General features: G+C 71.7%; 24 protein-coding genes. 13 read left to right on the top strand and 11 right to left on the bottom strand.

Annotation, left to right across the window (positions count from 1 at the left end; translation table 11 throughout):
* The first annotated feature begins 10 nt into the window (after positions 1-10).
* From ACWEQG_RS17290 to groL, 3 genes are all read left to right on the top strand, one after another.
* Complete coding sequence (locus ACWEQG_RS17290) at positions 11-286, top strand: MoaD/ThiS family protein (RefSeq protein ID WP_030509193.1); 276 nt, start codon at positions 11-13, stop codon at positions 284-286.
* Between the two features lie 252 nt (positions 287-538).
* A complete protein-coding gene (locus ACWEQG_RS17285) occupies positions 539-739 on the top strand; it encodes a cold-shock protein (RefSeq protein WP_079319298.1) in 201 nt (66 codons plus the stop codon).
* Between the two features lie 332 nt (positions 740-1,071).
* On the top strand, positions 1,072-2,694 hold the full coding sequence (gene groL / locus ACWEQG_RS17280) for a chaperonin GroEL (protein WP_363463196.1): 1,623 nt from the start codon (positions 1,072-1,074) through the stop codon (positions 2,692-2,694).
* 78 nt (positions 2,695-2,772) lie between these two features.
* Here groL and ACWEQG_RS17275 read toward each other — a convergent pair whose 3' ends face one another.
* The gene (locus tag ACWEQG_RS17275) at positions 2,773-3,201 is read right to left on the bottom strand and encodes a GNAT family N-acetyltransferase (RefSeq protein WP_363463195.1); all 429 of its coding nucleotides are present in this window, start codon (positions 3,199-3,201) and stop codon (positions 2,773-2,775) included.
* Complete coding sequence (locus ACWEQG_RS17270; protein ID WP_452285744.1) at positions 3,198-5,183, bottom strand: HelD family protein; 1,986 nt, start codon at positions 5,181-5,183, stop codon at positions 3,198-3,200. Before ACWEQG_RS17270 ends, ACWEQG_RS17275 begins: the two co-directional genes overlap by 4 nt.
* A 137-nt stretch (positions 5,184-5,320) precedes the next feature.
* Between ACWEQG_RS17270 and ACWEQG_RS17265 the strand changes: the two genes are divergently transcribed.
* A complete protein-coding gene (locus tag ACWEQG_RS17265; RefSeq protein WP_452285742.1) occupies positions 5,321-5,629 on the top strand; it encodes a hypothetical protein in 309 nt (102 codons plus the stop codon).
* Between the two features lie 553 nt (positions 5,630-6,182).
* On the opposite strand, the gene ACWEQG_RS17260 is transcribed toward ACWEQG_RS17265, so the two are convergent.
* Positions 6,183-7,052 (bottom strand): SCO6745 family protein, encoded by an 870-nt coding sequence (locus ACWEQG_RS17260; protein ID WP_452285740.1) that lies wholly within the window; start codon positions 7,050-7,052, stop codon positions 6,183-6,185.
* 85 nt (positions 7,053-7,137) lie between these two features.
* On the opposite strand from ACWEQG_RS17260, the gene ACWEQG_RS17255 reads away from it, so the two are divergent.
* A complete protein-coding gene (locus ACWEQG_RS17255) occupies positions 7,138-7,686 on the top strand; it encodes a CGNR zinc finger domain-containing protein (protein ID WP_452285738.1) in 549 nt (182 codons plus the stop codon).
* Between the two features lie 10 nt (positions 7,687-7,696).
* On the opposite strand, the gene ACWEQG_RS17250 is transcribed toward ACWEQG_RS17255, so the two are convergent.
* The 3 genes from ACWEQG_RS17250 to ACWEQG_RS17240 all read right to left on the bottom strand — a co-directional run bounded on the left by ACWEQG_RS17250 (position 7,697) and on the right by ACWEQG_RS17240 (position 12,457).
* Positions 7,697-9,352, bottom strand: coding sequence for a DNA repair helicase XPB (locus ACWEQG_RS17250; RefSeq protein ID WP_452285736.1), 1,656 nt, complete (start codon positions 9,350-9,352; stop codon positions 7,697-7,699).
* A gap of 103 nt (positions 9,353-9,455) precedes the next feature.
* On the bottom strand, positions 9,456-10,004 hold the full coding sequence (locus ACWEQG_RS17245) for a hypothetical protein (RefSeq protein ID WP_452285734.1): 549 nt from the start codon (positions 10,002-10,004) through the stop codon (positions 9,456-9,458).
* A 47-nt stretch (positions 10,005-10,051) separates the two neighbouring features.
* Positions 10,052-12,457: a helicase-associated domain-containing protein gene (locus ACWEQG_RS17240; protein WP_452285732.1), complete on the bottom strand. Its 2,406-nt coding sequence runs from the start codon at positions 12,455-12,457 to the stop codon at positions 10,052-10,054.
* Positions 12,458-12,654: 197 nt separating this feature from the next.
* Between ACWEQG_RS17240 and ACWEQG_RS17235 the strand changes: the two genes are divergently transcribed.
* Positions 12,655-13,053: a cold-shock protein gene (locus tag ACWEQG_RS17235; protein ID WP_363463188.1), complete on the top strand. Its 399-nt coding sequence runs from the start codon at positions 12,655-12,657 to the stop codon at positions 13,051-13,053.
* Between the two features lie 84 nt (positions 13,054-13,137).
* Here ACWEQG_RS17235 and ACWEQG_RS17230 read toward each other — a convergent pair whose 3' ends face one another.
* Positions 13,138-14,430 carry an MFS transporter gene (locus ACWEQG_RS17230; RefSeq protein ID WP_452285730.1) on the bottom strand — a complete coding sequence of 431 codons (1,293 nt, stop codon included), beginning with the start codon at positions 14,428-14,430 and terminating at the stop codon, positions 13,138-13,140.
* Positions 14,431-14,504: 74 nt separating this feature from the next.
* On the opposite strand from ACWEQG_RS17230, the gene ACWEQG_RS17225 reads away from it, so the two are divergent.
* Both ACWEQG_RS17225 and ACWEQG_RS17220 read left to right on the top strand, forming a co-directional pair.
* On the top strand, positions 14,505-15,302 hold the full coding sequence (locus ACWEQG_RS17225; protein WP_452285728.1) for a DUF3027 domain-containing protein: 798 nt from the start codon (positions 14,505-14,507) through the stop codon (positions 15,300-15,302).
* Between the two features lie 2 nt (positions 15,303-15,304).
* Positions 15,305-18,235 carry a sacsin N-terminal ATP-binding-like domain-containing protein gene (locus ACWEQG_RS17220; RefSeq protein WP_452285726.1) on the top strand — a complete coding sequence of 977 codons (2,931 nt, stop codon included), beginning with the start codon at positions 15,305-15,307 and terminating at the stop codon, positions 18,233-18,235.
* On the opposite strand, the gene ACWEQG_RS17215 is transcribed toward ACWEQG_RS17220, so the two are convergent.
* A complete protein-coding gene (locus ACWEQG_RS17215) occupies positions 18,232-19,020 on the bottom strand; it encodes a helix-turn-helix domain-containing protein (RefSeq protein WP_452285724.1) in 789 nt (262 codons plus the stop codon). The two genes, ACWEQG_RS17220 and ACWEQG_RS17215, sit on opposite strands and share 4 nt — an antisense overlap.
* A gap of 89 nt (positions 19,021-19,109) precedes the next feature.
* Here ACWEQG_RS17215 and ACWEQG_RS17210 point away from each other — a divergent pair, with 89 nt between their 5' ends.
* Positions 19,110-19,514, top strand: coding sequence for a nuclear transport factor 2 family protein (locus ACWEQG_RS17210; RefSeq protein ID WP_452285722.1), 405 nt, complete (start codon positions 19,110-19,112; stop codon positions 19,512-19,514).
* A 681-nt stretch (positions 19,515-20,195) separates the two neighbouring features.
* Here the strand turns inward: ACWEQG_RS17210 and ACWEQG_RS17205 are convergent.
* Positions 20,196-20,456 carry a DUF2530 domain-containing protein gene (locus ACWEQG_RS17205; protein WP_452285720.1) on the bottom strand — a complete coding sequence of 87 codons (261 nt, stop codon included), beginning with the start codon at positions 20,454-20,456 and terminating at the stop codon, positions 20,196-20,198.
* 94 nt (positions 20,457-20,550) lie between these two features.
* Between ACWEQG_RS17205 and ACWEQG_RS17200 the strand changes: the two genes are divergently transcribed.
* Entirely contained in the window at positions 20,551-22,056 is a 1,506-nt protein-coding gene (locus tag ACWEQG_RS17200) for an NCS2 family permease (RefSeq protein ID WP_452285718.1), read from the top strand.
* Between the two features lie 55 nt (positions 22,057-22,111).
* Here ACWEQG_RS17200 and ACWEQG_RS17195 read toward each other — a convergent pair whose 3' ends face one another.
* Entirely contained in the window at positions 22,112-22,582 is a 471-nt protein-coding gene (locus ACWEQG_RS17195) for a hypothetical protein (protein ID WP_452285716.1), read from the bottom strand.
* 31 nt (positions 22,583-22,613) lie between these two features.
* Complete coding sequence (locus ACWEQG_RS17190) at positions 22,614-23,177, bottom strand: TetR/AcrR family transcriptional regulator (protein ID WP_452285714.1); 564 nt, start codon at positions 23,175-23,177, stop codon at positions 22,614-22,616.
* A 96-nt stretch (positions 23,178-23,273) separates the two neighbouring features.
* Here ACWEQG_RS17190 and ACWEQG_RS17185 point away from each other — a divergent pair, with 96 nt between their 5' ends.
* The 3 genes from ACWEQG_RS17185 to ACWEQG_RS17175 all read left to right on the top strand — a co-directional run bounded on the left by ACWEQG_RS17185 (position 23,274) and on the right by ACWEQG_RS17175 (position 24,807).
* Positions 23,274-23,765 (top strand): helix-turn-helix transcriptional regulator, encoded by a 492-nt coding sequence (locus ACWEQG_RS17185; protein ID WP_452285712.1) that lies wholly within the window; start codon positions 23,274-23,276, stop codon positions 23,763-23,765.
* Positions 23,766-23,775: 10 nt separating this feature from the next.
* The gene (locus ACWEQG_RS17180; protein WP_452285710.1) at positions 23,776-24,204 is read left to right on the top strand and encodes a VOC family protein; all 429 of its coding nucleotides are present in this window, start codon (positions 23,776-23,778) and stop codon (positions 24,202-24,204) included.
* 243 nt (positions 24,205-24,447) lie between these two features.
* Complete coding sequence (locus tag ACWEQG_RS17175) at positions 24,448-24,807, top strand: MarR family winged helix-turn-helix transcriptional regulator (protein ID WP_452285708.1); 360 nt, start codon at positions 24,448-24,450, stop codon at positions 24,805-24,807.
* Positions 24,808-24,810 lie beyond the last annotated feature (3 nt).

Here is a 24,810-nt window from a genome sequence, read left to right as displayed (position 1 = left end):
CGAGCGAACAATGAGCGTTTCCGTGCGGATTCCGACGATTCTCCGGACGTACACCAACGGAGCCGCGGAGGTGAGCGGGGAGGGGGGAACGCTTCGAGAGGTTCTGCAGAAGCTGGACGCGGACTACCCCGGCATCGGCGGGCGCATCCTGGACGAAACGGGTAAGATTCGGCGTTTTGTCAACGTCTACGTCGGAGAAGAGGATGTCCGATTCGCCGACGGTCTGGACACCGCCACGCCGGACGGGGTGCAGATTTCGGTCATCCCCGCCGTCGCCGGAGGCTGAGCCGCCGCACCGGCGCCGAGCACCTGACATGCACTTCTATGGCGAAGAAGTCGGGCGGTGCTATGGCAAATGGTGTAGCTCTCAACTATTCAACAGCAAAGTGAAAATTCTTCGATCCCGCTTTGAGCGAACGCCAAGTAGTAGTTTGCGGATTGACTCTGTTGTCCTACGCCTTGACACGGGTATGGTCGAGGACGATCGACAAAACCGGGGGCTTCTTGGTGGTCCCCAGCCCAGCAAGAGGAGTCGGAAGTGGCGCAGGGCACCGTCAAATGGTTTAACGCGGACAAGGGCTACGGCTTCATCGCGGTAGACGGTGGTAAGGACGTGTTCGTCCATTACTCGGCAATCCTGATGGACGGCTACAAGGCCCTCGAGCAGGGTCAGCGGGTTGAGTTCGACATCACGCAGGGTCAGAAGGGCCCCCAGGCGGAGGCCGTACGGGCCGTCTGATCCCGTCATCGACCTTGGAAGGCCCGGCGCACGAAGTTCCGCGCGCCGGGCCTTCCGCTGTGTCTCCCGCTCCACTCGTCGGGGCGCTCACTCCCGCCGGGTCCGGCGTGACCTGCTGCACTCGTTCTGGACATACCGTCCAAGCTGGTCAGGGTGGCTTCCGCTTGCACTCTCGGGGGGAGAGTGCTAAATACTTGTTTGGCACTCTGAGGTCGAGAGTGACAACAATCGGGATCGGGGCGATGGGGCCCGCGCAGGGATAGCGGGCTCAAGCCGTCGCGGGCGTCGGCTCGGTCCGTTGAAGACACCCTGCTACTGGGAGGTCTAGCCTAATGGCAGCCAAGATGATCGCGTTTGACGAGGACGCCCGGCGCGGTCTCGAGCGCGGTATGAACCAGCTCGCCGACGCCGTGAAGGTGACCCTCGGCCCGAAGGGCCGCAACGTCGTGCTGGAGAAGAAGTGGGGCGCCCCCACGATCACCAACGACGGTGTCTCCATCGCCAAGGAGATCGAGCTCGAGGACCCGTGGGAGAAGATCGGCGCCGAGCTGGTCAAGGAAGTCGCGAAGAAGACCGACGACGTCGCCGGTGACGGCACGACGACGGCTACCGTGCTCGCTCAGGCGCTGGTCCGCGAGGGTCTGCGCAACGTGGCCGCCGGCGCCAACCCGATGGCGCTGAAGAAGGGCATCGAGGCCGCCGTCGAGCGCGTCAGCGAGGAGCTGTCGAAGCTCGCCAAGGACGTGGAGACCAAGGAGCAGATCGCCTCCACCGCCTCCATCTCCGCCGCCGACACCGAGATCGGCTCCCTCATCGCCGAGGCGATGGACAAGGTGGGCAAGGAAGGCGTCATCACCGTCGAGGAGAGCAACACCTTCGGCCTGGAGCTGGAGCTCACCGAGGGTATGCGCTTCGACAAGGGCTACGTGTCCGGCTACTTCGTGACCGACCCCGAGCGCATGGAGGCGGTCTTCGAGGACCCGTACATCCTGATCGTCAACTCGAAGGTATCGGCGAACAAGGACCTCCTGCCGCTGCTCGACAAGGTCGTGCAGTCCGGCAAGCCGCTGGTCATCATCGCCGAGGACGTCGAGGGCGAGGCCCTGGCGACCCTGGTCGTCAACAAGATCCGCGGCCTGTTCAAGTCCGTGGCCGTCAAGGCCCCCGGCTTCGGCGACCGCCGCAAGGCCATGCTGGGCGACATCGCCACCCTCACCGGTGGCCAGGTCGTCAGTGAGGAGGTCGGTCTCAAGCTCGAGAACGCCACCCTCGACCTGCTCGGCCGCGCCCGCAAGGTCGTCGTGACCAAGGACGAGACCACGATCGTCGACGGCGCCGGTGACGCCGAGCAGATCGCCGGCCGGGTCAACGAGATCCGCGCCGAGATCGAGCGCACCGACTCCGACTACGACCGCGAGAAGCTCCAGGAGCGCCTCGCCAAGCTGGCCGGCGGCGTGGCCGTCATCAAGGCCGGCGCGGCCACCGAGGTCGAGCTCAAGGAGCGCAAGCACCGCATCGAGGACGCCGTCCGCAACGCCAAGGCCGCGGTCGAGGAGGGCATCGTCCCCGGCGGTGGCGTGGCCCTGCTGCAGGCCGGCGCCAACGCGTTCGACAAGCTCGAGGTCAACGGCGACGAGGCCACCGGTGCCGCGATCGTCCGCAAGGCCCTCGAGGAGCCGCTGAAGCAGATCGCCGTCAACGCCGGCCTCGAGGGCGGCGTCGTGGTGGAGAAGGTCCGCAACCTCCCGGCTGGTGAGGGCCTCAACGCCGCGACCGGCGAGTACGTCAACATGTTCGAGTCCGGCATCATCGACCCGGCCAAGGTCACCCGCTCGGCGCTGCAGAACGCGGCGTCCATCGCGGCTCTGTTCCTGACCACCGAGGCCGTCATCGCCGAGAAGCCCGAGAAGGAGAAGGCCCCCGCCATGCCCGGCGGCGGCGACATGGACTTCTGATCCATCTGCCTGCTTCGTCTCAACGGAAGGGCGGTTCCCCCTCGGGGGAGCCGCCCTTTCCCGTTGTGCGCCCCGGGTTCAGGTGAGGCGCCTGACCCAGCGGGCGCAGTCGGTCTGCATCGCGTATCCCGCCGACGTCCAAGCGTGGTGCGCCAGGGTGTTGTCGTGCAGGACCATCGCGTCGGCACGGAACGCGCCGAACTTCCGGAACCGCTCCTCGGCGGCCCGGATCAGCAGCGATCCGATGCCCATGCGCCGGTGGGCGGGGTCCACGGCGAGCCGGTAGAGGTGGGCGCGCCAGCCGTCCCACCCGGCGATGAGCGTGCCGATCACGCGGCCGTCGATCTCGGCGATGAGCAGCGCCTCGGGATCGCGCTCGATCAGGGCCACGACCTTGGCGGCGTCGTCGTGCCTGTCGGTGTTCTCCGCGGCCTCCCGCCAGAACCGCAGGACGGCCTCGACGTCCTCCAGGACGCCGTCGCGGACTCGTACGTCGGGCGCGCTCATCGCAGCTCCTCGGGCAGGTCGCGGCTGTGCAGGATGGTCAGTGACGTCACGGCCCGGGTGAGGACCACGTAGAGACGGGCGCGACCGCGCTCCTCCGCCTCGGCGATGGCGGCGGGCTCGGTGACGATCACATGGTCGTACTCCAGACCCTTGGCGAGCGTCGCCGGCACCAGCAACAGCCGGTCGTCGCCCGTCGAGTCGGGACCGAGCACCGCGTGCGGGAGGTGCGCGGCGTCCAGCGCCGCCGTGAGGGCCGGCACGTCCGCGTCGGCGGCGATGACGCCGATCGACCCCTCCTGCGTGAGGGCCTGCCGTACGGCCCCGGGAAGGGCGGCGGCGACGTCGGGCTCGCGGCGTACGGACAGGGAGCCCGTGCCGGGACGCAGCGAGCGCGGCGGGGCCAGCTCCGGCGCGACGGAGGGCAGCAGCCGCGCCGCGAAGTCGAGGATCTCGCGGGGCACGCGGAAGCCGAGCGTGAGCTCGGTGACCTCGCCCGACGGCTGGCCGAGGTGGTCGAGCACGGTCTTCCAGGAGCGTGCCGACCAGGGCGTGGTGCCCTGCGCGAGGTCGCCCAGCACGGTCGCCGAACCGGTGCGGCAGCGGCGTCCGAGCGCGCGCAACTGCATCGCCGACAGGTCCTGCGCCTCGTCGACCACGAGATGTCCCTGGGACGGCGTGCGCTCGATCAGGTCGCCGAGCTCGTCGAGCAGGGCCGCGTCGGCGGCCGTCCACTTGGCCGACCGATGCGACTTGTACGGCTTGCGCCACAGGATGAGCTGCTGTTCCTCGGGCGACAGATCCGACCGGGCCGATCTGGCGAGGAACTCGGGGTCCGACAGCAACCGGAACAGCACCTGCTCGGGGGTGAGCTTCGGCCAGGCGGCGTCCAGTATGGCCTTGACCGGCTTCGAACGGGCCACCGCGTCCTGCACCCGGTCGTCGGGCGACTCGCCGCGCCGTTCCATCTGCACGAGCACGGCGTGGGCGAGCCGCTGGGCCAGGGTGGCGCGGCCCGGGCCGTACCTCGTCGTGCCGCGCAGGGAGGCGACGATCTCGCGGACCTCGTGATCGGGCACCCGGTAGCGGTTGATGCCCTTGGTGAACAACACCCCTTCGACCGGCTTGGTGACGTGCAGCCACAGGGCCCGCTTCACCACCTCGGCCATGCGTGCGTCGCCCTTCACGGCCGCCGCGGCGGGGTCCTCCGGATGGGCGTGGTCGCCCAGGACACCGGCGACCGTCGTCTGGTCGACCTTCACCTCGCCGAGCGCGGGCAGCACCGAGGAGATGTAGGAGAGGAAGGCCCGGTTGGGCCCGACGATCGTCACGCCCGAGCGCGCCAGCTTCTCCCGGTGGGTGAACAGCAGGTAGGCCGCGCGGTGCAGGCCCACGGCCGTCTTGCCGGTGCCCGGCGCGCCCTGCACGCAGACGGTCACGCCGAGGTCGGCGCGGACGATCTCGTCCTGGTCGGGCTGGATGGTCGCGACGATGTCCCGCATGGGGCCGGTGCGGGGCCGCTCGATCTCCTCCGTCAGCAGTCTGCTCTGCCCGAGCGCCCTGCCGTCGAGCGGCTCGTCCTCGTACGCCGTGAGGTCGCCGCCCTGGTAGCCGAACCTGCGGCGCAGCCGGACGCCCATCGGGTCGGCGGGGCTCGCCTGGTAGAAGGCGCGCGAGATCGGGGCGCGCCAGTCGATGACGAGGGGCCGGCTGCTCTCGTCGTGGACGTGCCGGCGTCCGACGTAGACCGTGCCGGGCAGGTCGTCGCCGGGCGCGCGGTCCAGCCGGCCGAAGAACAGCGGCGCGTCGGGATGGTCGGCCAGGGCGGCCACTCTCTGGTCGAGCAGGCCCTGCAGGACCTGTTGCGACACCCAGTCGCCGGCGGCGTCCGCCGACAGCGACTGCGCGTGCTCACGCATCGCGCGGAGCGCGGCACGGGAGGCCGCCAGATGGGCGCGCTCGTCTTCGAGCACATTTCCGGGCATGCGGAAACTCCTCCGGACATGACGAGGACAGGACTGGTGGAAGCGGGAAACACAAGAGCTTAGCGACGGACCCCGCGATGCCGAAACGGTATTTCTCGCGCGTGTCACCGTTTCCCGGGGCGGGTATCTGTACCCGGGTGACGCGCACCGTGGTTCCTCCGGCGATCCAGGCGGCGGCGAGCCTGCTGCTCGCCACGCTGTGGGGGTTCGCGGTCTTCGGCGGCTGGAGCAGGCAGGCCTTCTGCGTGACGAGCCTGGGCTCCTCGCCGGGCTGTGCGGACCGGATCGCCTCGGTGATCGCGCTGTCCGTTGTGGTCGCGGTGATCGCGGCGTGCGCCACAGGGGCCGCCTGGCTCGGCCGGCGCGAGTCCCTGTACGGCGCCGCCGTGGTGGCCTGGGTCGTCGCGCTGGTGGTGCTGTTCGTCGGCGGCCTGGCCGCGCAGTGACCGCGGGCCGGTGACCGTGTCTCGGGCGACCGTGCCTCGGTGATCGCGGCCCGGTGACCGGTCCGGGTGACCGGTCGGAGACTTTCCGGCGGCCGAGGGGCTCGTCCTCTCCTCGGCTCGCCGGGCAGCGTCATGCGGTAGTGGGGTGATTTGTCGTGAAATGCCCTGTTGCGTGAGCCTCGGACGCTCGCCGGCAGGGTGAGGCAAGGGATAACGACGAACCAGGAGTAAGACGAAAAATGCGTATATTGCGTGATTCGCCTCGTCTGCTGGGTATTGCGGCCATCACGACTGCATCATGTGAGGGTAAGGCGCGAGGGGGTGACGTGGTGACAACGCCCAAGGGTATTTCCTGGATTTAGGGTCGCCATCGCCGTACGGGTGAGCGTCCGCGGGAGGGCGCCCGGAGATCGTGACGCGCGTGCGGGCTGGTCAGGCGTCCCCGGCGGCCCGAGAGAGGCGCCGCATGCGGCTCGTCCTCACGCCCGGAGCGGCGCGCTCCAGGTCGGCCGCGCGGGCGAGCGTCCGCCGGCCGGAACTCACACCCCGGAACTCATACCGGGGCCTGGATCTTGCCGATGCCGAGTGTGGTGACGGCGGGCAGCAGGCCCGACTCGAACACCGCCCCGAGCAGTGGCAGGTTGAGCGCGGCCAGCCGCTCGGCCCCCGCGTCGCCGAGCGTTCGCCACGGGCCCGCGGCCAGTTCGTCGGTCATGCGCTCCACCTGGTCGCGCAGCGCGCGCCCCGCCGGAGTGGCCCTCCCCTCGCCGTCCACCAGGCCGCGTACGGCCAGCCGCTCGCGTGCGGCGGCCCACTCCTCGTCGGTCCAGCCGCGGCCGGCGAAGTTCTCCGCCGGGGCCGCGCCCACGGCGGCGAAGGAGACCAGGGCCTCACAGGCGTCGAGGCCGGCGGCGTGCAGGGCCGTCAGGTGCCCGTCGCCGCGGTGCTCGCGCAGCACCGTGTAGGCCTGCCACAGCGCGAGGTGCGGTTCCTCCGGCCAGGGAAGGTCGAGATTGGCCGCGGCGAGCGGCCGGTGAGCGACGTCCGCGCTCTCCGCCGCCCGGATGGCCAGCGCGGCCGCCTCCTTCACGCCCTCGTCGATCCGGTCGCCGAGTAGACCGCGCAGCGTCCGGTCCATCGCGCGCAGCCGCGCGTCGAGCACCTGCCGGGGCGACGCGGTCGCCCAGACGCCCGGCACGAGTCCGGCGATCATGCCCGGGCTGAAGCTGTAGTAGGTGGCGGCCACCAGCGCCGGTCCCGCCGCGCCGAGCGGCGCGGTGCGCCAGGCGAAGTAGCTCGGCCAGCGTGTCGAGACGTCGTAGCCGAGTGCGGCGGCCTCCTCGAAGGCCTGCGGGCTGTAGTAGAGCGTGGCGTGGACCGGCTCGATCTGATGCCACATGGTGCGGGCCAGGCGTGCGGACATCCCTCAAACCTCACTGTCTAGATAAGCTATGCCAGTGACGATAGAGGCATGGAGAATCACTGGTCAACAAGAGATAGACAGTTATGTGGGGAGCTGGGTGGAGCTCGCCGTCCTCCTGGTGAACGTCCTGGCCGCCGACGCGTCGCACGGGCGTGCTGTCACACCGCCCCGGACGGGCGGAGAACGGCTGGCCGCGATCCGGACCGGCCTCGCCGCCGCGGGTCGCCCCGGCACCGGGCTCACCACCGCCGACGCCGACCGGCTCGCCGAGATCACCGCCGAGTTCCGCCCGTTGTACGGCGCGGGGGACCGGCTGCCCGAGGCCGCCGCACGGCTCAACGACCTCCTGGTGCGGCACGGCGCCGTGCCGACGCTCTACGGCGACCCGGGAAAGCTCCGGCTGGCCTTTCACCGCTCGGACGCGACGCTCGTCGACGCCTGGGCCGCCGACATGGGCACGGCGCTGGCCATGGTCGTCGGGGTCGGCCAGGGGGCGCGGCTCGGCGCGTGCCAGGCCACGACGTGCTCTCTGGTCTTCTACGACACCACGCGCAACGCCTCGCGCCGCTTCTGCGATCTGTCCTGCCAGAACCGCGCCAAGGCCAGCGCCTACCGGGCGCGGCGCCGTACGTGACCCGAGAGGGTCACCTCGCCGGGTCCTCCTCGCCCACGTCGTCGGCGTCGATGATGTGGTAGGCGTACCCCTGCTCGGCCAGGAACCGCTGCCGGTGCGCGGCGAACTCCTGGTCGACGGTGTCGCGGCTGACCACCGAGTAGAACCGCGCGCCGCCGCCGTCCGCCTTGGGACGGAGCACTCGGCCGAGCCGCTGGGCCTCCTCCTGGCGCGAGCCGAACGTGCCGGAGACCTGGATCGCCACGGCCGCCTCGGGCAGGTCGATGGAGAAGTTGGCGACCTTGGAGACCACCAGCACCCGGATCTCCTTGTCGCGGAACGCCTGGAACAGGCGCTCGCGCTCCTTGATCTTGGTCTCGCCCTTGATGACGGGCGCGTTCAGGTGCTCGCCCAGCTCGTCGAGCTGGTCGATGTACTGCCCGATGACCAGCACCTGCTCGTCCGCGTGCCGCCGCACCAGCGCCTCGGTCACCCTCGTCTTGGCGGGCGTGGTCGAGCAGAACCGGTAGCGCTCGTCGCTCTCGGCCATGGCGTAGGCCAGCCGCTCGTCGTCGCTGAGCGTCACCCGCACCTCGACGCACTCGGCGGGGGCGATGTAGCCCTGGTTCTCCATCTCCTTCCAGGGCGCGTCGTACCGCTTGGGGCCGATGAGCGAGAAGACGTCGCCCTCCCGGCCGTCCTCGCGTACGAGCGTGGCGGTGAGGCCGATGCGCCGCCGCGCCTGCAGGTCGGCGGTCATCCGGAAGATCGGCGCCGGCAGCAGGTGGACCTCGTCGTAGACGACCAGCCCCCAGTCGCGGGCGTCGAACAGCTCCAGGTGGCGGTACGTGCCCTGCCGCCGGGTGGTCATGACCTGGTAGGTGGCGATCGTGACCGGGCGGATCTCCTTCTTGGTGCCGGTGTACTCGCCGATCTCGTCCTCGGTCAGCGAGGTGCGCCTGAGCAGCTCCTGCTTCCACTGGTGCGCCGAAACCGTGTTGGTGACCAGGATCAGCGTGGTCGCCCGCGCGTGCGCCATCGCCGCCGCGCCCACGATCGTCTTGCCCGCGCCGCACGGCAGCACCACGACGCCGGAGCCGCCGTGCCAGAAGGCGTCGGCCGCCTCCTTCTGGTAGGGGCGCAGCGTCCAGCCGTCCTCGCGCAGGTCGATGGGGTGGTGCTCGCCGTCGACGTATCCCGCGAGGTCCTCGGCCGGCCAGCCGAGCTTGAGCAGCGTCTGCTTGATGTTGCCGCGCTCGGAGGGGTGCACGGCCACCACGTCGGCGCCGAAGCGCTCCCCGACCAGAGGCTGGATCTTCTTGGAGCGCAGCACCTCCTCCAGCACGGCGCGGTCGGTGCTGGTGAGCACCAGGCCGTGGATGGGGTGCTTCTCCAGCCGCAGCCTGCCGTACCGCGCCATGGTCTCCGCGACGTCCACGAGCAGCGCGTGCGGCACGGGGTAGCGGCTGAAGCCGATCAGCGCGTCGACCACCTGCTCGGCGTCGTGCCCCGCGGCGCGGGCGTTCCACAGCGCGAGCGGGGTGACGCGGTAGGTGTGGACGTGCTCGGGCGCGCGTTCCAGCTCGGCGAACGGCGCGATGGCCTTGCGGCACTCGTCCGCCCTGGGGTGGTCGACCTCCAGCAGCAGCGTCTTGTCCGACTGAACGATCAGCGGCCCGTCACTCAATGCCTGCTCCCCCTCGTACGGCTACCGCATATCAAACACGAGGCCGGGCCGAATCAGTCCCGGTCTCGCGGATGCCGTATGTATGGGCGACGTCTGGGCGCGGTCAGTCGAGGTAGCCGTTGATCCCGGCGTAGAAGAGCCCGCCGATTCCCAGGATGAGCAGGACGACGTTGATGCCGATGGCGATCCACGTCCACTTCAGCAGCCCGCGCGCCTGGTCGGGCGCGGTGTCCACCTTGCTGAGCGCGATCCCCGACAGGATGGCCCCGGCGATGCCGCCGAGGGTCACGTAGCAGCTCAACGACAGCACGATGCTGACGACGAGGGCCACGATCGCGTGCGTGCGCGGGCCTTCCGGCCGCGGCGGGTAGCCGCCGGGCGGGTAGTAGCCGTACGGCTGCTGCTGGTAGGGGTTCGGCCCCGGCTGCCCGTACTGCCCTTGCTGGCCGTACTGTCCCTGTTGCCCGTACTGTCCTTGTTGGCCGTACTGTCCCTGCTGACCGTACTGCTGGTTCGGGTCGGGGCCAGGCGGCGTGCCGTACTGGCCGTACGGCTGCTGTCCGTAGGGGCTGGAGCCGGACGGCGGTCCATAGGGATTGGACGGCGTCTGCCAATCCTGGGGTCCCTGCCCCGGCTGCTCTGGAGTCGTCACCCTGAAATCCTTTACTACAGCGGACCCCAAGATTTACCACGAATCAGTCATCGTCCGATCTCGGCGATGCCCGTTATCCGGTGCAGGGCGAAGCGGTGGACCGTCGCCCGGGTCTCGTCGTACGCCGTGAGGTAGCCGCCCTCCATCCGGGCGGGTTCGAGGATGCGGCTGGTGGCGTGCCCCTGCGAGTCGAGGTAGCCGATCCACACCCGCGACCCCTGCCGGATGGCCTCCTGGAGCGCGCTGATCGTGGCGGTCGCGGGGGAGCGGGGCACCTGGCCCTCGGGCGCCTCGACCGGCCGCCGGCGCGAGTCTCCCGCCCGCATCGCGCGCACGGCGGCGGTCAGCGTCTCGGGGTCGGGCGCGGCGGTGGCGGTCACGCGGGCGGCGAGCTGCCCCTCGGTCCGCCGGGCGTCGGCCCGCGCGACGACCACGTCGCCCTCCAGCGACTCGGCCACCGGCGCGTAACCCATCGCCCGCAGCGAGTCGACCAGCGCGGCCCGGGACGTCTTGGACGCCAGCACGGTCGGCGCGAGCCGCCGCAGCCGCAGCAGGTGGGCCCGTTTGTCGGCGAGCACCTCGTCGAGCAGGGCCGGGTCGTCGCACCGGATGTAGGCCGACGCCGCGCCGACGCGGATGCGGCCGTGGCGGCGGGCGACGTCCGTCACCAGGTAGGCCAGCGGCTGGGGGACAGGGGTGGCCGAGTGGCGCTCCAGCATGGCGAGCAGGTCGCCGGCCGAGTGCCCCGCGTCGAGCGCCCGGCGGATCGACTGCTCGGAGAAGCGGTACACCGTCGCCCCGCCCTTGCTCTCCACGTCGGCCGTGAGCGCGAGCCGGCGGCCGAGGTCGGTGGTGAGCGGGCCCGGCGCCACGGCCGTCAGGTCGGCCTGCAGCAGCACGTGGTCGACCGGCCGCGGCAGCAGCGGCGCGAGCAGGCCCGCCGAGCGGCCGTCTCCGCGCGCGACCGAGCGGCCGTGCGAGGACGGCGCGCCGAGGCCGGTCACGCCGATGTGCTCGGCCTCGCGCAGGGCGAACCGTACGAGCCGGTCGCGCAGCGCGGGACGGCGGCGGGGCTGCTCCCAGGCGAGCCGGGCCAGCACCGACTCGGGCGTCGGGGCGAGGCCTGGCGGCGCTGACTCCAGCACGGCGAGCGTGCGTGCCCGCATCTGGGCGGCCCCCGGCCTGCGCAGGTCCGGGTGGAGGGCGTTCAGCGGGCGGTCGCGGTCGTCGCGCTCGCCGATCAGCCCGGGGGCGCGTTCCATCGCGGCCCACGCGTCGGCGAGCACGGCCCACCGGTCCTCGGTGGCCTTGATCCGCCAGGCGTCGTAACCGCCGGTGGGCAGCCATTCCCCTTCGCCCGCGGCGACCAGCCCGGCGGCGTGCGCGACCTCGACGACCAGGCCCGCCGCCCATTCCGGCAGGTCGAGCAGCTGCGCCGTCCGCCTCAGGTCCCGTACGGCGAGGCCGCCCGCGCGCAGCACCCCCGGCGGGTCCACGCTCCACACCTCGCACAGCTCCTCGACCGTTCGCACGAACGTGAACGCCTGCCCGGCGGCCGTGCGGTCGGCCAGATCCTGGTCGCGTACGGGCCCTTCCAGGGCCGGCGGGCCGGGGGACAGGTCGCGGTGCACCCGGCCGTCGCGCAGCACGAGGGCGACCTCCCGGGGGAGCGCGACCGTCTCCTCCCCGGTGGCGCCCAGCAGGCCGCGGGCCAGCAACTGCTCGATGGGCGACTGCGCGCCCGCCGTGTCCACGTCGCGGCGGGCGTTCGGCAGCCGTCCGCTCGCCGGGCCCCACACCAGTTCGTCCAGGGCGGCCCTCGCCTGCGGGGAGACCTCGCCGACGAGGCGGCCGACCGTCGCGGGGTCGGCGAGCAGCGCCGCGAGACGCTCCCTGGCGGGCCGTCCGCCGTCGGTGTGCCCGCCGCCGCCCTCGTACGCCGGGTCGATGTCCCGCAGCAGCACGTCGAGCCGTTCCGGCGGGTGGTGGCGGAAGACCTCGGCGACCGGCGGCCCCAGAGCGGCCGGGGGTTCGAGCGCGTCGGCCACCCCCGGCGCGGGCAGCAGCGCGTTCTCGGGCCCGTAGATCAGGGCGCGCGTGGTCAGCAGGTCGAGCGCGGCGTCGAGCGCGGCGTCGAGGGCGGGCCCGAGGGCCTCGGCGCCGGGTCCGTCGGGTCCGTCGAGCCCTTCGGGCATGGCGCGGCCGAGCAGGGTCAGCAACGTCTCACGGTCGGCGGGACCGGGCCGCAGGGCCAGCGTCTCCAGCACGGAGAGTGTGAACCGGTCGAGACGGTCGAGCGCCCGGCCGATCGCCGAGGGGCTGCAGGCCCGGGCGGCGAGACCGTCGATGTGCGCCGGGACGGGTGTCACGAGTTCGGGCCGCGCCGCCACGAGCGCCCGCAGCCGCTCGTCGGAACGGCCGCGCAGCCACTCGCTGAAGTCCGTGCCCGTCATTCTCTCCATGGTAGGGCTCGACCTTCATCCGGCCGCCGGAGCGCCCGTACGGCAGGGGTTTCGCGCACTCGCCGGAAAGATCCACAAGAATGTCGTCACGGGATGCTTCATTGGCCTCCGAGTGGGTCCACGAGGCCTGTCTCTGGGCATAACCTACCTACAGTCACCTTCACGACAGTCTGAACGAGGTCACCCCTGTGCCGAGTGGCAAGGTCAAGTGGTACGACGCCGACAAGGGTTTCGGCTTCCTCACCCGCGACGACGGCGGTGAGGTCTTCGTGCATTCCTCCGCCCTGCCCAAGGGCGTCGAGGCGCTCAAGCCCGGGCAGAAGGTCGAGTTCGGTGTCGCAGAGAGCCGCCGCGGCCAGCAGGCGCTCTCGGTGCGGGTGATCGACCAGCCCCCGACGCTGGCCAAGACCGTCAAGGGCAAGGTGAAGCGCAAGAAGCCCGACGAGATGGTCGTGATCGTCGAGGACCTCATCAAGCTGCTCGACGACATCTCGAACTCCTACCAGCGGGGCAAGCACCCGGACGCGGCGCACGCCAAGAAGATCGCGACCGTGCTCCGGGCCGTCGCCGACGACCTCGACGCGTAGAAGGCGCGAGGAACGCGTCCGTCCCGCCGCCCGGCCCTCCGAGACGGAGGGCGGGGAGCGGAGAGCGGCGGGATCCCGGCACGTTCAGGTCGCCGGGGCGGCGCGGGCGGCGAGCCTGCGGCGGCGGAGCATGACGAGGCGGCCGAAGGAGAGCGCGAGAGCCGCGGACATCACGCCGAGCCCGGCGGGACCGGCCACGAACAGCGACATCACCAGGCCCAGCAGGCCGCCCAGCACCCAGGCGATCTGGAGCAGCGTCTCGGCGACGCCGAACGCCGAGGAGCGCACCTCCTCGCCGACCTCGCGTTGCACGATGGCGTCGAACGCGAGCTTGCCGAGGCCCTGGGCGAACGCGCCCACGAGGGCGACGACGGCGGCGGTCCACACCGTGAAGAAGAACGCCGCCGCGACCGTGGCCACCGTGGCCAGCGCGAGCGTGGCCATGACGGTCAGGTGCGGGGACCGGGAGCGCGACCAGGAGCCGGCGGCGGCCCCGGCCAGGCCGCCCGCGCCCGCGGCGCCCGCCAGCAACGCCAGCGCGATCTTCGGATCCACGCCGCGCAGGTGGCCGTCCTGGACGAGGAACAGCAGGAAGAACACGAGGAATCCCGACTGCACCCGGATCGCGGCGTTGGCGCCCATGGCCTCGCCCACCACCGGGCCCAGGTTGAGCACGGTGCGCCATCGGGGCCGCGGCTCGTCCTCCTCCAGGTCGGGCGCGTCCACGTGCCGCGGCAGCCGTACGGCGAACACCCCGGACAGCAGGAACAGCGGCACGGCGCCGCGCAGCACCCAGTCGGGCCCGGCGACGGCGGACAGGCCGGTCGCCAGGCCCGCGCCCACGCCGGCCGAGACCAGCGCGAACAACGCGACCCTGGCGTTGGCGGTCACCAGCGGGATGTCGGCGGGCAGCACGCTCGGCATGATCGCCGCCCGGGACACGTTGTACGCCTTCGACAGGACCAGTACGGCGAGCGCCGACGGGAACAGCGTGACGGCGTCGGAGGTGTGGACGGCCCCGGCCATCCCCCAGCACAGCAGCCCCCGCGCCAGCAGGGTGCCGGCCATGATGTAGCGGCGGCCCGAGCGGAGCCGGTCGAGCACCGGCCCGACGAAGGGCGCCACGACCGCGAACGGCAGCATGGTGATCAGCAGGTACGCCGCGACCTGGCCGCGGGCCTGACCGACCGGCAGCCCGAACAACAGCGCCCCGGCGAGGGCCACCGTGACCAGCGCGTCCCCGGCCGAGTGCGCGGCCGTCAACTCGATCAGGCGGCCGAGACCGGTCCGGCCGGCTCCCTGGGCGTGCGTGAGCCGGCGCGCCGCCCGCGCCGGTGCCCTTACGACACGCGTGACGTTCGCCCAAATCTTCACCATAGGCACCGAGGGTCCTTCCATGATTTACCCATCCAGCCGGTGCGGTCCGCTCGCGGCGTGGGTGAAAATGGAGTGTGAGTCGTACCCGAATCCGTAGCACTCCAGTCGACCAGGCCTGTGCCGCGGCGGTCGACCTCGCCCGCCGGGCCGCGGAGGACATCGCGCGTCCGGGAGAGGTGGGAGAGCACCTGGGCTTCGACAGCGAGGGCGACCGGCTCGTCACCCACTACTTCGAGTGCCTCGACCGCGCCTACCGCGGCTGGCGCTGGGCGGTCACCGTCACCCGGGCCTCCCGCGCCCGCATCGTGACCGTGAGCGAGACCGTGCTGCTGCCCGGCTCGGGCGCGCTGCTCGCTCCCCGCTGGGTGCCGTGGAACGAACGGCTGCGCCCTGGGGATCTCGGCGTGGGCGACCTGCTGCCGGTCGAGGCCGACGACGACCGGCTCGTGCCCGGGTTCGCCACCGGCGACGAGGACATCGACAAGCAGATGGTCTTCGAGCTGGGCCTGGGGCGCGCCCGCGTCCTGTCGGCGATCGGCCGGGACCTCGCCGCCCGGCGGTGGCGGGCCGGTGAGGCCGGTCCGCACACCCCGATCGCGCACGCCGCCCCGGCGCAATGCTCCACCTGCGGGTTCTACTGGCAGCTCGCCGGAGCGCTGGGCCTCGGCTTCGGGGTCTGCGCCAACGAGTACGCGCCGGACGACGGCCGCGTGGTGTCCGCCGACCACGGCTGCGGGGCGCACTCCGAGGCGACCACCGTGCCCTCGATGGTCATGGACCCGGCGCCCCCGATCCTGGACGACATGGGATACGACATCATCGAGTCGGGCTCCGTCGACGAGGCCGACTCCGAACCTCTGGGTCACGCCTGATCATGTTCGACACCGCGCGCCTGCGTGACACCGTTCTCGCGGCCTGGACGGCCTCGCCCGCCCGCTTCCGGGAGGACGCCAACGCCGAGGAGGACTTCGCCCTCGGCGGTTACCGCGACCGGCTGGTCGTGGAGCTCGCCCAGAACGCCGCCGACGCCGCGCTGCGGGCCGGCGTGCCGGGACGGCTGCGGCTGACGCTCGCCGACGGCGTGCTGCTGGCCGCCAACGTCGGCGCCCCGCTCGACGAGACCGGGGTGGAGGGCCTGAGCACCCTGCGCGTCTCCGGCAAGAAGGACGAGGCGGGGGCGGCCGGACGCTTCGGCGTCGGCTTCGCCGCCGTCGTGTCGGTGAGCGACACGCCCTCGATCGCCTCCCGCGCCACCGGCGGCGTCCGCTGGTCGCGTGCGGAGACCGCCGCGCTGGTCGCCGCCCGGCCGGAGCTGGCCGCCGAGCTGGAGGGCCGCGAGGGGCACGTGCCGCTGCTGCGGCTGCCGTTCTCCGACGACTCCCTCGACGTTCCCGAGGGCTACGACACGGTCGTCCGGCTCCCGCTGCGCGACCAGGCCGCCGAGCAGGCCGTACGGCGCATGCTGGAGGAGGCGGGGCCCGCGCTGCCGCTGTCGATGCCGGCGCTGGAGACCGTCGAGATCGAGGTGGACGGGCGGACCCGCGCGATCTCGGCCGACGGCTGGCACGTCGTCGCCGAGTCCGGGACGTTCACCCCCCAGCAGGTGGCCGAGCTGTTCGCCGACCGCCCGACCGAGGAGCGGGCCCGGCCCTACTGGGAGGTCCGCTGGGCCGTCCCCGCCGGCCGCCGGAGCGACGTTCCCAAGGTGGTGCACGCGCCGACGCCGAGCGACGAGCCGCTCGACCTGCCCGCGCTGCTGATCGCGTCCTTCCCGATGACCACCGACCGGCGGCACGTCGCCCCCGGGCCGCTCACCGACTTCCTCGTCGCCCGGGCCGCCGAGGCGTACGTCCGGTTGCTGCGGGAGCTCCCGGCGACCCCGGACCTGCTCGACCTCGTGCCCGGCCTGATGGGCAAGGGCGCGCTCGACGCCGCGATCCGGCGGGAGATCGTCAAGTCGCTGCCGGACACGCCGCTGCTGCCGTCGATCTCCGACGGAATCGTGCCGGGCAGTCAGGCGCGGGCGGTCGAGGGATCGGCCGAGTTCCTGGCGCTGATCGCCGGCATCGTCCCCGGGCTGCTGCCCGCGGGCTGGGCCTCCCGGCATCCGGCCCTGACCACGCTCGGCGTGCGCCGGGTCGACCTGGCCGACGTCGTGGACATGCTGTCCGGCGAGGCCGTGGAGGACAAGGACCCGTCCTGGTGGCGGTCGGTCTACGAGGTGCTGCCCGCCGACGACCTGGAGGCGGTCGGCGCGATCGCCGTGCCGCTGGCCGACGGCCGCCTGGTGCGCGGCCCGCGCGGCACGCTGGTGCTCACCGCGGAAAGCTCCGTGGACCCCTCCCTGCTGGCGCCGCTCGGGCTGCGCATCGTCCACCCCGGCGCCGCCCACCCACTGTTGCTGCGGCTGGGCGCGGCCGAGGCGACCCCGCGTACGGTGCTGGAGGACCCGCTCACCCACGCGGCCGTGTCCGAGTCGCTGAACAACGCCGACCCCGAGCCGGTGGCCCAGGCCGTGCTGGCGCTGGTCGACGCGGCGGGCCTGACCGCGGGGGAGGCGCCGTGGCTGGCCGAGCTGGCGCTGCGCGGCGCCGACGGCGAGCTGTACGCCGCGGGCGAGCTGCTGCTGGCCGAGGGCTCGCTGGCCGGTCTGATCGACCCCGAGGTGCCGTTCGGCGTCGCCGCCCCCGAGCTGGTGGAGAGGTTCGGGCCGCACGTGCTGGCGGCGGCCGGGGTGCTCGACGGCTTCGCCGTGGTCAACGACTCCGACGTGCTGCTCGACCCGGCCGAGTGCGACCACGACCTCGACCGCGAGGACGAGTGGCTGGAGGCCGTGCTCGATCTGCTGCCCGACCTGGACGTGCCGCCGGTGGTCCGGGAGTTCACCGCCGTACGCGACCTGGAATACGTCGCGGACTGGCCGAACGCGCTCGCGCTGCTGTCGCGGCCCCCGCTGCGCGCCGCCCTGCGGCCCATGCGGGTGCTCGCGGCCGGGGAGACCGTCGAGGTGCCGTCGTACACCGCCTGGTGGCTGTCGCGGCACCCGGTGCTCGGCGGGCGCAAGCCGACGGAGCTGCGGCTCCCGGCGGGCGATCCGCTGCTGTTCGGCCTGTACGGCGAGGCGCCGGCGGGGATCGACGCGGACGCGCTGAAGATGATCGGCGTCCGGTCCACCCTCGCCGAGCTGCTCGACTCGCACGGCGGCCCGGAGGAGCTGCTCGACCTGCTGGGCGACTCGTCCCTGGAGGTCGACCGGGCCCAGCTGCGGTCCCTGTGGATCGCGCTGGCGGCCGTCGATCCCGCCCGGGTGAGCCCGCCCGAGGCCGTACGCGCGGTGCTGAAAGGCACGGTCACGGTCGCGGACGTCGAGGACGGCCCGGTCGTGGTGGAGGCGCCCGACCTGCTCCCCCTGGTCGAGGACCGGCCGCTCGTGCTCGCGCCGTTCGACCTCGCCGAGGCGCTGTCGGAGGTGCTCGACCTGCCGCTCGCCGGGGAGGAGGTCGCCGGTGCGGTCACCTCGACCGGTGCCGAGAAGCCCGTGCCGTCCGAGGTGCGCTCGCTGCTGCCCGGGGCGCCCTCGACGTACGTCGAGCACGACGAGCTGCTCGTGGACGGCCGGCCGGTGCCGTGGCGGTTCTTCGAGGGCGTGGTGCACGCCACCGGCGTCGACGGCCTGGCCAGGGGCCTCGCCTGGGCGTCCGGCCAGTGGGGCGACCGCCTCGCCGTGGCGGCGCTGCTGCGCGACCCGGCCCGGGTTCCCCTGCTGCTCGCCGAGGCCGATCTCGACCCCACGGCCTCGATCTAGGCGTCGTAGGAGATCGGGCCGGGCGCGGTGAAGTACGCGGCGGTCTCGGCGTCCGCCGGGTAGTACGACTCGATCGCGACCTCGTCCAGGGTGATGTCCGTGGGGGTGCCGAACGTCGTGGTGGTGGAGAACAGCCGTAGTTCCCGTCCGCCGAAGCGGAAGATCATCGGAACCGCGATCTCGGACTCGACCGAAGGGCCGGCGTCCTCACGGCCGGGTCCGGGTGCCAGCAGTTCCTCGTAGAGCGCGGCCAGCTCGTCGCCGGGAGCGACGGCGAGCTGACGCCGGATCCGAGTACGCAGCAGCGCACGCACCTCGGCCAGGTTGACGATGTGCGGAGCGAGCCCGCGCGGGTCCAGCCCGAGCCGCACCATGTTGATCGGCGGCCGCAGCAAGTCGGGCGCGACGTGTGCGAGGAACGGGCCGAGGGCGCTGTTGGTCATCACGATGTTCCACCGGCGATCGACGACCAGCGCGGGATACGGCTCGTGCGCGCGCAGGACCCTCCCGATCGCACCCCGGGCCGCGGACAGCGCGTCCCCGTCGAGCGGCCGTTCGGCGTAGCGGGGTGCGAAGCCGGCGGCGAGCAACAACCGGTTGCGCTCCCGCAGGGGCACGTCGAGCTGTTCGGCGAGCCGCACGATCATGTCGGCGCTCGGGTTGGACTTGCCCGTCTCCACCAGGCTGACGTGACGAGCCGAGACGTCGGCGGCGATCGCGAGATCCAGCTGGCTGATCCGCCGATGGTGGCGCCACTGCCGCAGCAGTTCCCCGACCGTGTGCATGGCCGCCGATGCTACTCCCGGGCGAGCCGTACGCCGATGAAATGCCACTTCATCGACAATCCACGCCGGCGGCGGAAACACTGCCGTCCATGCCTGCCAAGGACATGACCACAGACAACAAGAGCATCGTGCGACAGGCGCTGGCGGCGCTGGTCGCGACGGGTGACGTCGACGCGCTGGCGCGGTCGCTGAGCGACGACTTCGTCCACCACCGGCCGGACGCGACGTCGAGGACCAAGGCGGAATGGCTCGCCGCCGTCCGCACCGCGCTCGTGTCGCTCGCCGGCATGCGGGTGGAGATCCGGCACGTGCTGGCCGACGGCGATCACGTCGTGCTGCACTCGCGGCGCAGGCTGCCCGATGCCGGGCCGGAGATCGCCGTCGTCGACATCTGGCGGCTCGACGACGGGCTGATCGCCGAGGCGTGGGAGATCATCGAGCCGGTGGCCGAGGCAACCGGCCATCTGACGTGGTGGGAACCGGGCGATCGCTGACCGGGTCACGAGCCGGTGAGAGCCGCGGTCGTGAGCGTCCGGGGCGCCGGCGACGGGCCTGGATGCCCCGGCACCGTGTCCCCGCACCGTGTCCCCGCACCGTGTCCCCGCACCGTGTCCCCGCACCGTCCCCGTACCGCGTATCGGCACCGTGTTCCGGCATGTCTCCCTTCCGGGAGGGGACCCCGGACCCTGCCCGAGGGGACAACCGGCATCGCATGCTCTTCCGGACATCCGGCGCGCCCGCGCCGGTCCGACCCTCGCCTCAACGCACGACGGCCGTCGCGGTCGCCGACGCCGAAGGGCTCGCGGCGGTCTCGATGCGCCGCGTGGCGGCCGACTCGGGGTGGCGACCATGTCGCTCTACCGGCACGTCGCGGACAAGGACGCCCTGCTGCTCCAGATGATGGACACGGTCTTCGGGCGGATGCGGTTGCCCGAAGAACCGCCGCGGCACTGGCGCGGCAGGATCGAGCTGGCCTCCCGGATGCTGTGGGCGACGTTCCGCCGGCATCCGTGGCTCGCACCGGCGATGTCGGTGACACGGCCGCAGCTCATCCCCAACGCGTTCCCGTTCATGGAATGGGTGCTCGGGTGGACGCCCTGTTCGAGTTCGGCCTGCAGCGGCTTCTCGACGGCATCGCGATGCTCCTCGCCGAGCCACGCTGAACGGGGGCCGCGTCAGGAACGGCCGGGTTCCGATTCGACGGCATCGCCGGTTGGGGCGGCCTCGCGCAGCCGGGCGTCCCGTCGGCGGACGTACCCGACCCCGAACAGGCCGAGGCCGATGCCGACGACGCATACCCAGGCGGGGCGGGGATCGGCCGGTCTGACCACCAGCAGCACGACGGCCAGGGCGATCACCCACAGCACCGTTCCGGTCAGGATCGTGAGGGTGTCCCTCGTCCTGAGAGGCATGGGGTCCGGGTGGCGCTCGCTCACGCCAGCCAGCTTAGAAGGTCGCGCAGGTGAGCCGGTATCTTCATGACAAACCAGTCACGAAAGGACAACGCTGCTCCCCTGGCTCTTTCCGCCGATGGTAAGGGCCTGCGACTCTGCGCGCGTGAATGCGAACCCCATGAACACCCCTAATTTTCTCGATCGATACTTCTCCATCTCAGCCCGCGGATCCACCGTCGGACAGGAGGTCCGCGGCGGTTTCGCCACCTTCTTCACGATGGCCTACATCGTGGTGCTCAACCCGCTCATCATCGGCACCGTCGCGGACAAGACGGGCCAGTTCCTCGGCGACGGGGAGAACCCCAACATCGCGCTGGTCGCCGCGGCGACCGCGTTCGCGGCGGGCATCCTCACGATCATCATGGGTGTCTTCGGCCGGGTGCCGTTCGCCCTGGCGACCGGTCTCGGCCTGAACGCCTTCCTCGCCTTCGGCATCGCCAGCCAGATGTCGTGGGAGGACGCGATGGGCCTGGTGGTGCTTGAGGGCATCGTCATCGCGATCCTCGTGGTGACGGGTTTCCGGGTGGCGGTGTTCCACGCGATCCCGGCACAGCTCAAGACCGCGATCAGCGTCGGCATCGGCCTGTTCATCGCGTTGATCGGCTTCGTCGACGCCGGGTTCGTCCGGCGCGTGCCGGACGCGAGCGGCACCACGGTCCCGGTGAAGCTCGGCGCGCTGGGCAACGGCTCGCTGACCGGATGGCCCACGCTCGTCTTCGTCGTCGGCCTGCTCGTGACGGCCTTCCTCGTCGCCCGCCGGGTCAAGGGCGCCATCCTGCTCGGGATCGTCGGCACCACCGTGCTGGCCATGATCGTCGAGGCGATCGGCAAGGTCGGGCCGCAGACCCCCGACGGCAGCAACCCCAACGGGTGGTCCCTCAACGTGCCCGCGTGGCCGACGAACTTCATCGAACTGCCCGACCTGTCGCTGCTCGGCCAGTTCAGCCTGTTCGGCAGCTTCGCCAAGATCGGCGGCCTGGCGGCCGTGATGTTCGTCTTCACGCTCATGCTCGCCGACTTCTTCGACACGATGGGCACCATCGTCGGCGTGGGCCGCCAGGCGAACCTGGTCCAGGAGGACGGGACCGTCGAGCGCACCAAGGAGATCCTGCTGGTCGACTCGCTCGCGGCGGCGGCCGGCGGTGCGGCCAGTGTCTCGTCCAACACCACCTACATCGAGTCGGCGGCCGGCGTCGGCGAGGGCGCGCGCACCGGCCTGGCGAGCATCGTCACCGGTGTGCTGTTCCTGCTGGCCATGTTCTTCGCCCCGCTGACGGAGATCGTGCCGTTCGAGGCGGCGACCCCGGCCCTGGTGGTCGTCGGTTTCCTGATGATGACGCAGGTCAAGGAGATCGACTTCAGCGACTTCGAGACCGCGATCCCCGCGTTCCTGACCATCGTGCTCATGCCGTTCACGTACTCGATCACCGCCGGGATCGGCGCGGGCTTCGTGAGCTACATCGCCATCAAGGCGTTCCGCGGGAAGGTGCGGGAGCTGCACCCTCTGATGTGGCTGGTGGGTGCGCTGTTCGTCGTGTACTTCGCCCTCGAGCCCCTCAAGACGCTGCTCGGCCTGTCCTGAGCGTCGGACCCTGTCACGGGCCGCCGGGGCTTTCGCCCCGGCGGCCCGACCTGTGTCACAGGGTCGTGGCGGCGGCGAACGCGCAGACGGCGGCCGCGAGGATGAGCGTGTGCAGGATCATGTGCTCCAGGTTGGGGCGCGGACGGTCGCCCCGGCGGGGGAGCACGATGACGGTCTTGGCGTAGGTCCGCGCGTGCAGCGCCGCCCAGCTCTCCCCGGTCCCGGCCGTCGCCCAGGGGACCGTCACCCCGGCCAGGTACGGCAGCCACCACAGGGCCAGGCCGCCCAGGACCACGAGCAGTTCGAGGGCCGCCCCGGCGTAGGCGAGGGCGGGAAGCCCGGCGGCGGCCGCCCAGACGAGGAGCAGGGCCGGGAGCGCCATGACGGGCGCGTTCACGGCCACCTCGGTCAGCTTCTCCGACCGCTTCGCCTCCCGCACGTTGTTGAACGGGAAGAAGTCCACGAGCGTGGTCAGGAGGAAATAGGCGACGGCGGCGACGACCAGGAGCAGCGCGGTGAGAAACACGGTCGGTGGTCCTTTCTGAGCGGTCGGGGGGTCAGACGGCGTACCGCGCCTGGACGCCCTCCAGGAACGTCGAGACGGCGATGTCGAACCAGGCGTCGTAATAGGCGGGCGGCGCGACCGGCGGCTCCGGCGTCTCGCCGAACTCCGCCAGGGCGAGACCGGTCACCAGGACGTACAGCGACTGGACCAGGTGCAGCGCCTCCTCGTCGGTCAGGCGCAGCCCGTCGTGCATCGCCGACAGGACGACGGGGACGGCCTCCTCGAACACCTCCGGCGAGGCGTTCCGCACGGCGACGACGGCCGCGGCGCCGGGGTGGGCCCGCAGGGCCGCGCGCAGGTCGCGCGCCGTGCCGTGCAGCAGTTCACGCCAGGGCCGGCCGGGAGTGAGCCTCGCGACCACCTCCCGCGCGACGCGGTCCGCGACCAACTGGAGCAGGGCCGCCTTGTTCGGCACGTGGTAGTAGAGCGACGCCGCCTTCACCTCGAGGTGCGCGGCCAGTGTGCGCATCGAGAGCGCGGCGTAACCCTCCCGGTCCAGGACGTCGAACGCGGCGCGGACGATCGCATCGGTGTCGATGCGTGGGGCCGGACTCATGCGATTCCTTTCTAACACTGTTAGAACTAATCTAACGTCGTTAGAACGGGTCGGCAAGTGCGAAAACCTGTCGGTGGGCCCGGCTAGGGTCGAGCCGTGGCTGCGACGGGACGGCGGACGGTGCCGGTGGAGCTGTTGCCCCGGCTCCGGCTGGCGCGCGACCGCATCGACCGCGACTACCGCGGCGATCTCGATCTCGACGCGCTCGCGGCGGTCGCCGGGATCTCCAAGTTCTACTTCGTCCGCTGCTTCGAGGCGGCGTACGGCGAGACCCCGATGCGCTACCTGACCCGGCGCCGCATCGAGCGGGCGCAGGACCTGCTGCGCGGGGCCAACCTCACGGTCACCGAGATCTGCATGGCGGTGGGGTTCACCAGCCTCGGGTCGTTCTCGGCCAGGTTCCGTCAGCTCGTGGGCGAGAGCCCGAGCGCGTACCGCGACCGGTGGGCGGCGCGCGGCGGGCCGCATGTCCCGGGGTGCTGGCTGTTCATGCGCGGCGTGCTCGACCTCACCGGCACGGCCGCGCCGCGGAAGGATCCCCCGGATTGTGCAATTCTGGAGAAGCCCAGGTCAGAGGGGTCGCAGTAGCGTCCTCGGCATGATTAAGAACGTCTCCCTGACGACCGTCTACTGCCTCGACCAGGACGCGGCGCGGGACTTCTACGTCGACGTGCTCGGCTTCGTCCCGCGCACCGACATCAACATGGGCGAGGACTTCCGCTGGGTCACCGTCTGCCACCCCGACCACCCGGAGCTCGAGCTCACGCTCATGAAGCCGGGGCCGCCGCAGGACCCCGAGACGGCGGACTTCTACCGCCGCCAGCTCGAGAAGGGGCAGATGGGCGGCCTCGGCCTGCGGGTCGACGACTGCCGCAAGACCTGCGCGGAGCTCACCGCCAAGGGCGTCACGGTCCTGCAGGAGCCCGAGGAGCGGCCGTACGGGGTGGAGGCGGTCGTCCGCGACAACCAGGGCAACTGGCTCGTCCTGGTCGAGCCGAGGGAGTTCACGCCGGAGGACTTCGCCTGACGCCGGCGCGCGTCCGGACGGCCCGGTCCCCATGGGGCCGGGCCTTCGTCGTCCGCAGGCCCGTGACGTGCCGGTACGGTGTGTCGCGATCGCCGTGCAGAGCCGGACGGTTTGGAGGAATGCGGACATGGACCATATAGTTAGCAAAGGTAATGACTTATGCTAACGAACGCCCAGAACTTGCGCAGCGACGCCGCTCTCGCGTCCGCCTTGCGCGTGTCCCTCGCCCGGTTGACGCGACGGATGCGCAGGCAGGCCGCGCACCACTCACTGACGCCCACACAGCTCGCGACACTCGTCGCCGTCGAGCGCCACACCGCAATGACTCCCGGCGAGCTCGCGGAGCACGAGAAGGTGCAGCCACCCTCGATGACCCGCGTGATCGCCAAGCTGGAGGAGCGGGGTCTGCTGGCACGCAGTCCGCATCCGACCGACCGGCGGCAGGTGACGGTCAGCGTGACGCCGCAGGGAGCGGAGCTGCTGAAGGAGGAGCGCCGCACCAAGGAGGCCTGGCTGGCGCAGCGGCTCAGGGACCTGACGCCGGAGGAGAGGGCGACACTGCGGGCGGCGGCGCCGATCCTGGAGAAGCTGTCGACGATGTAGGCG

The sequence above is a fragment of the Microbispora sp. NPDC004025 genome (assembly GCF_053604425.1).
The sequence above is the reverse complement of the archived record's forward strand: the minus strand, read 5'-3'. Positions and strand labels throughout refer to the sequence as shown.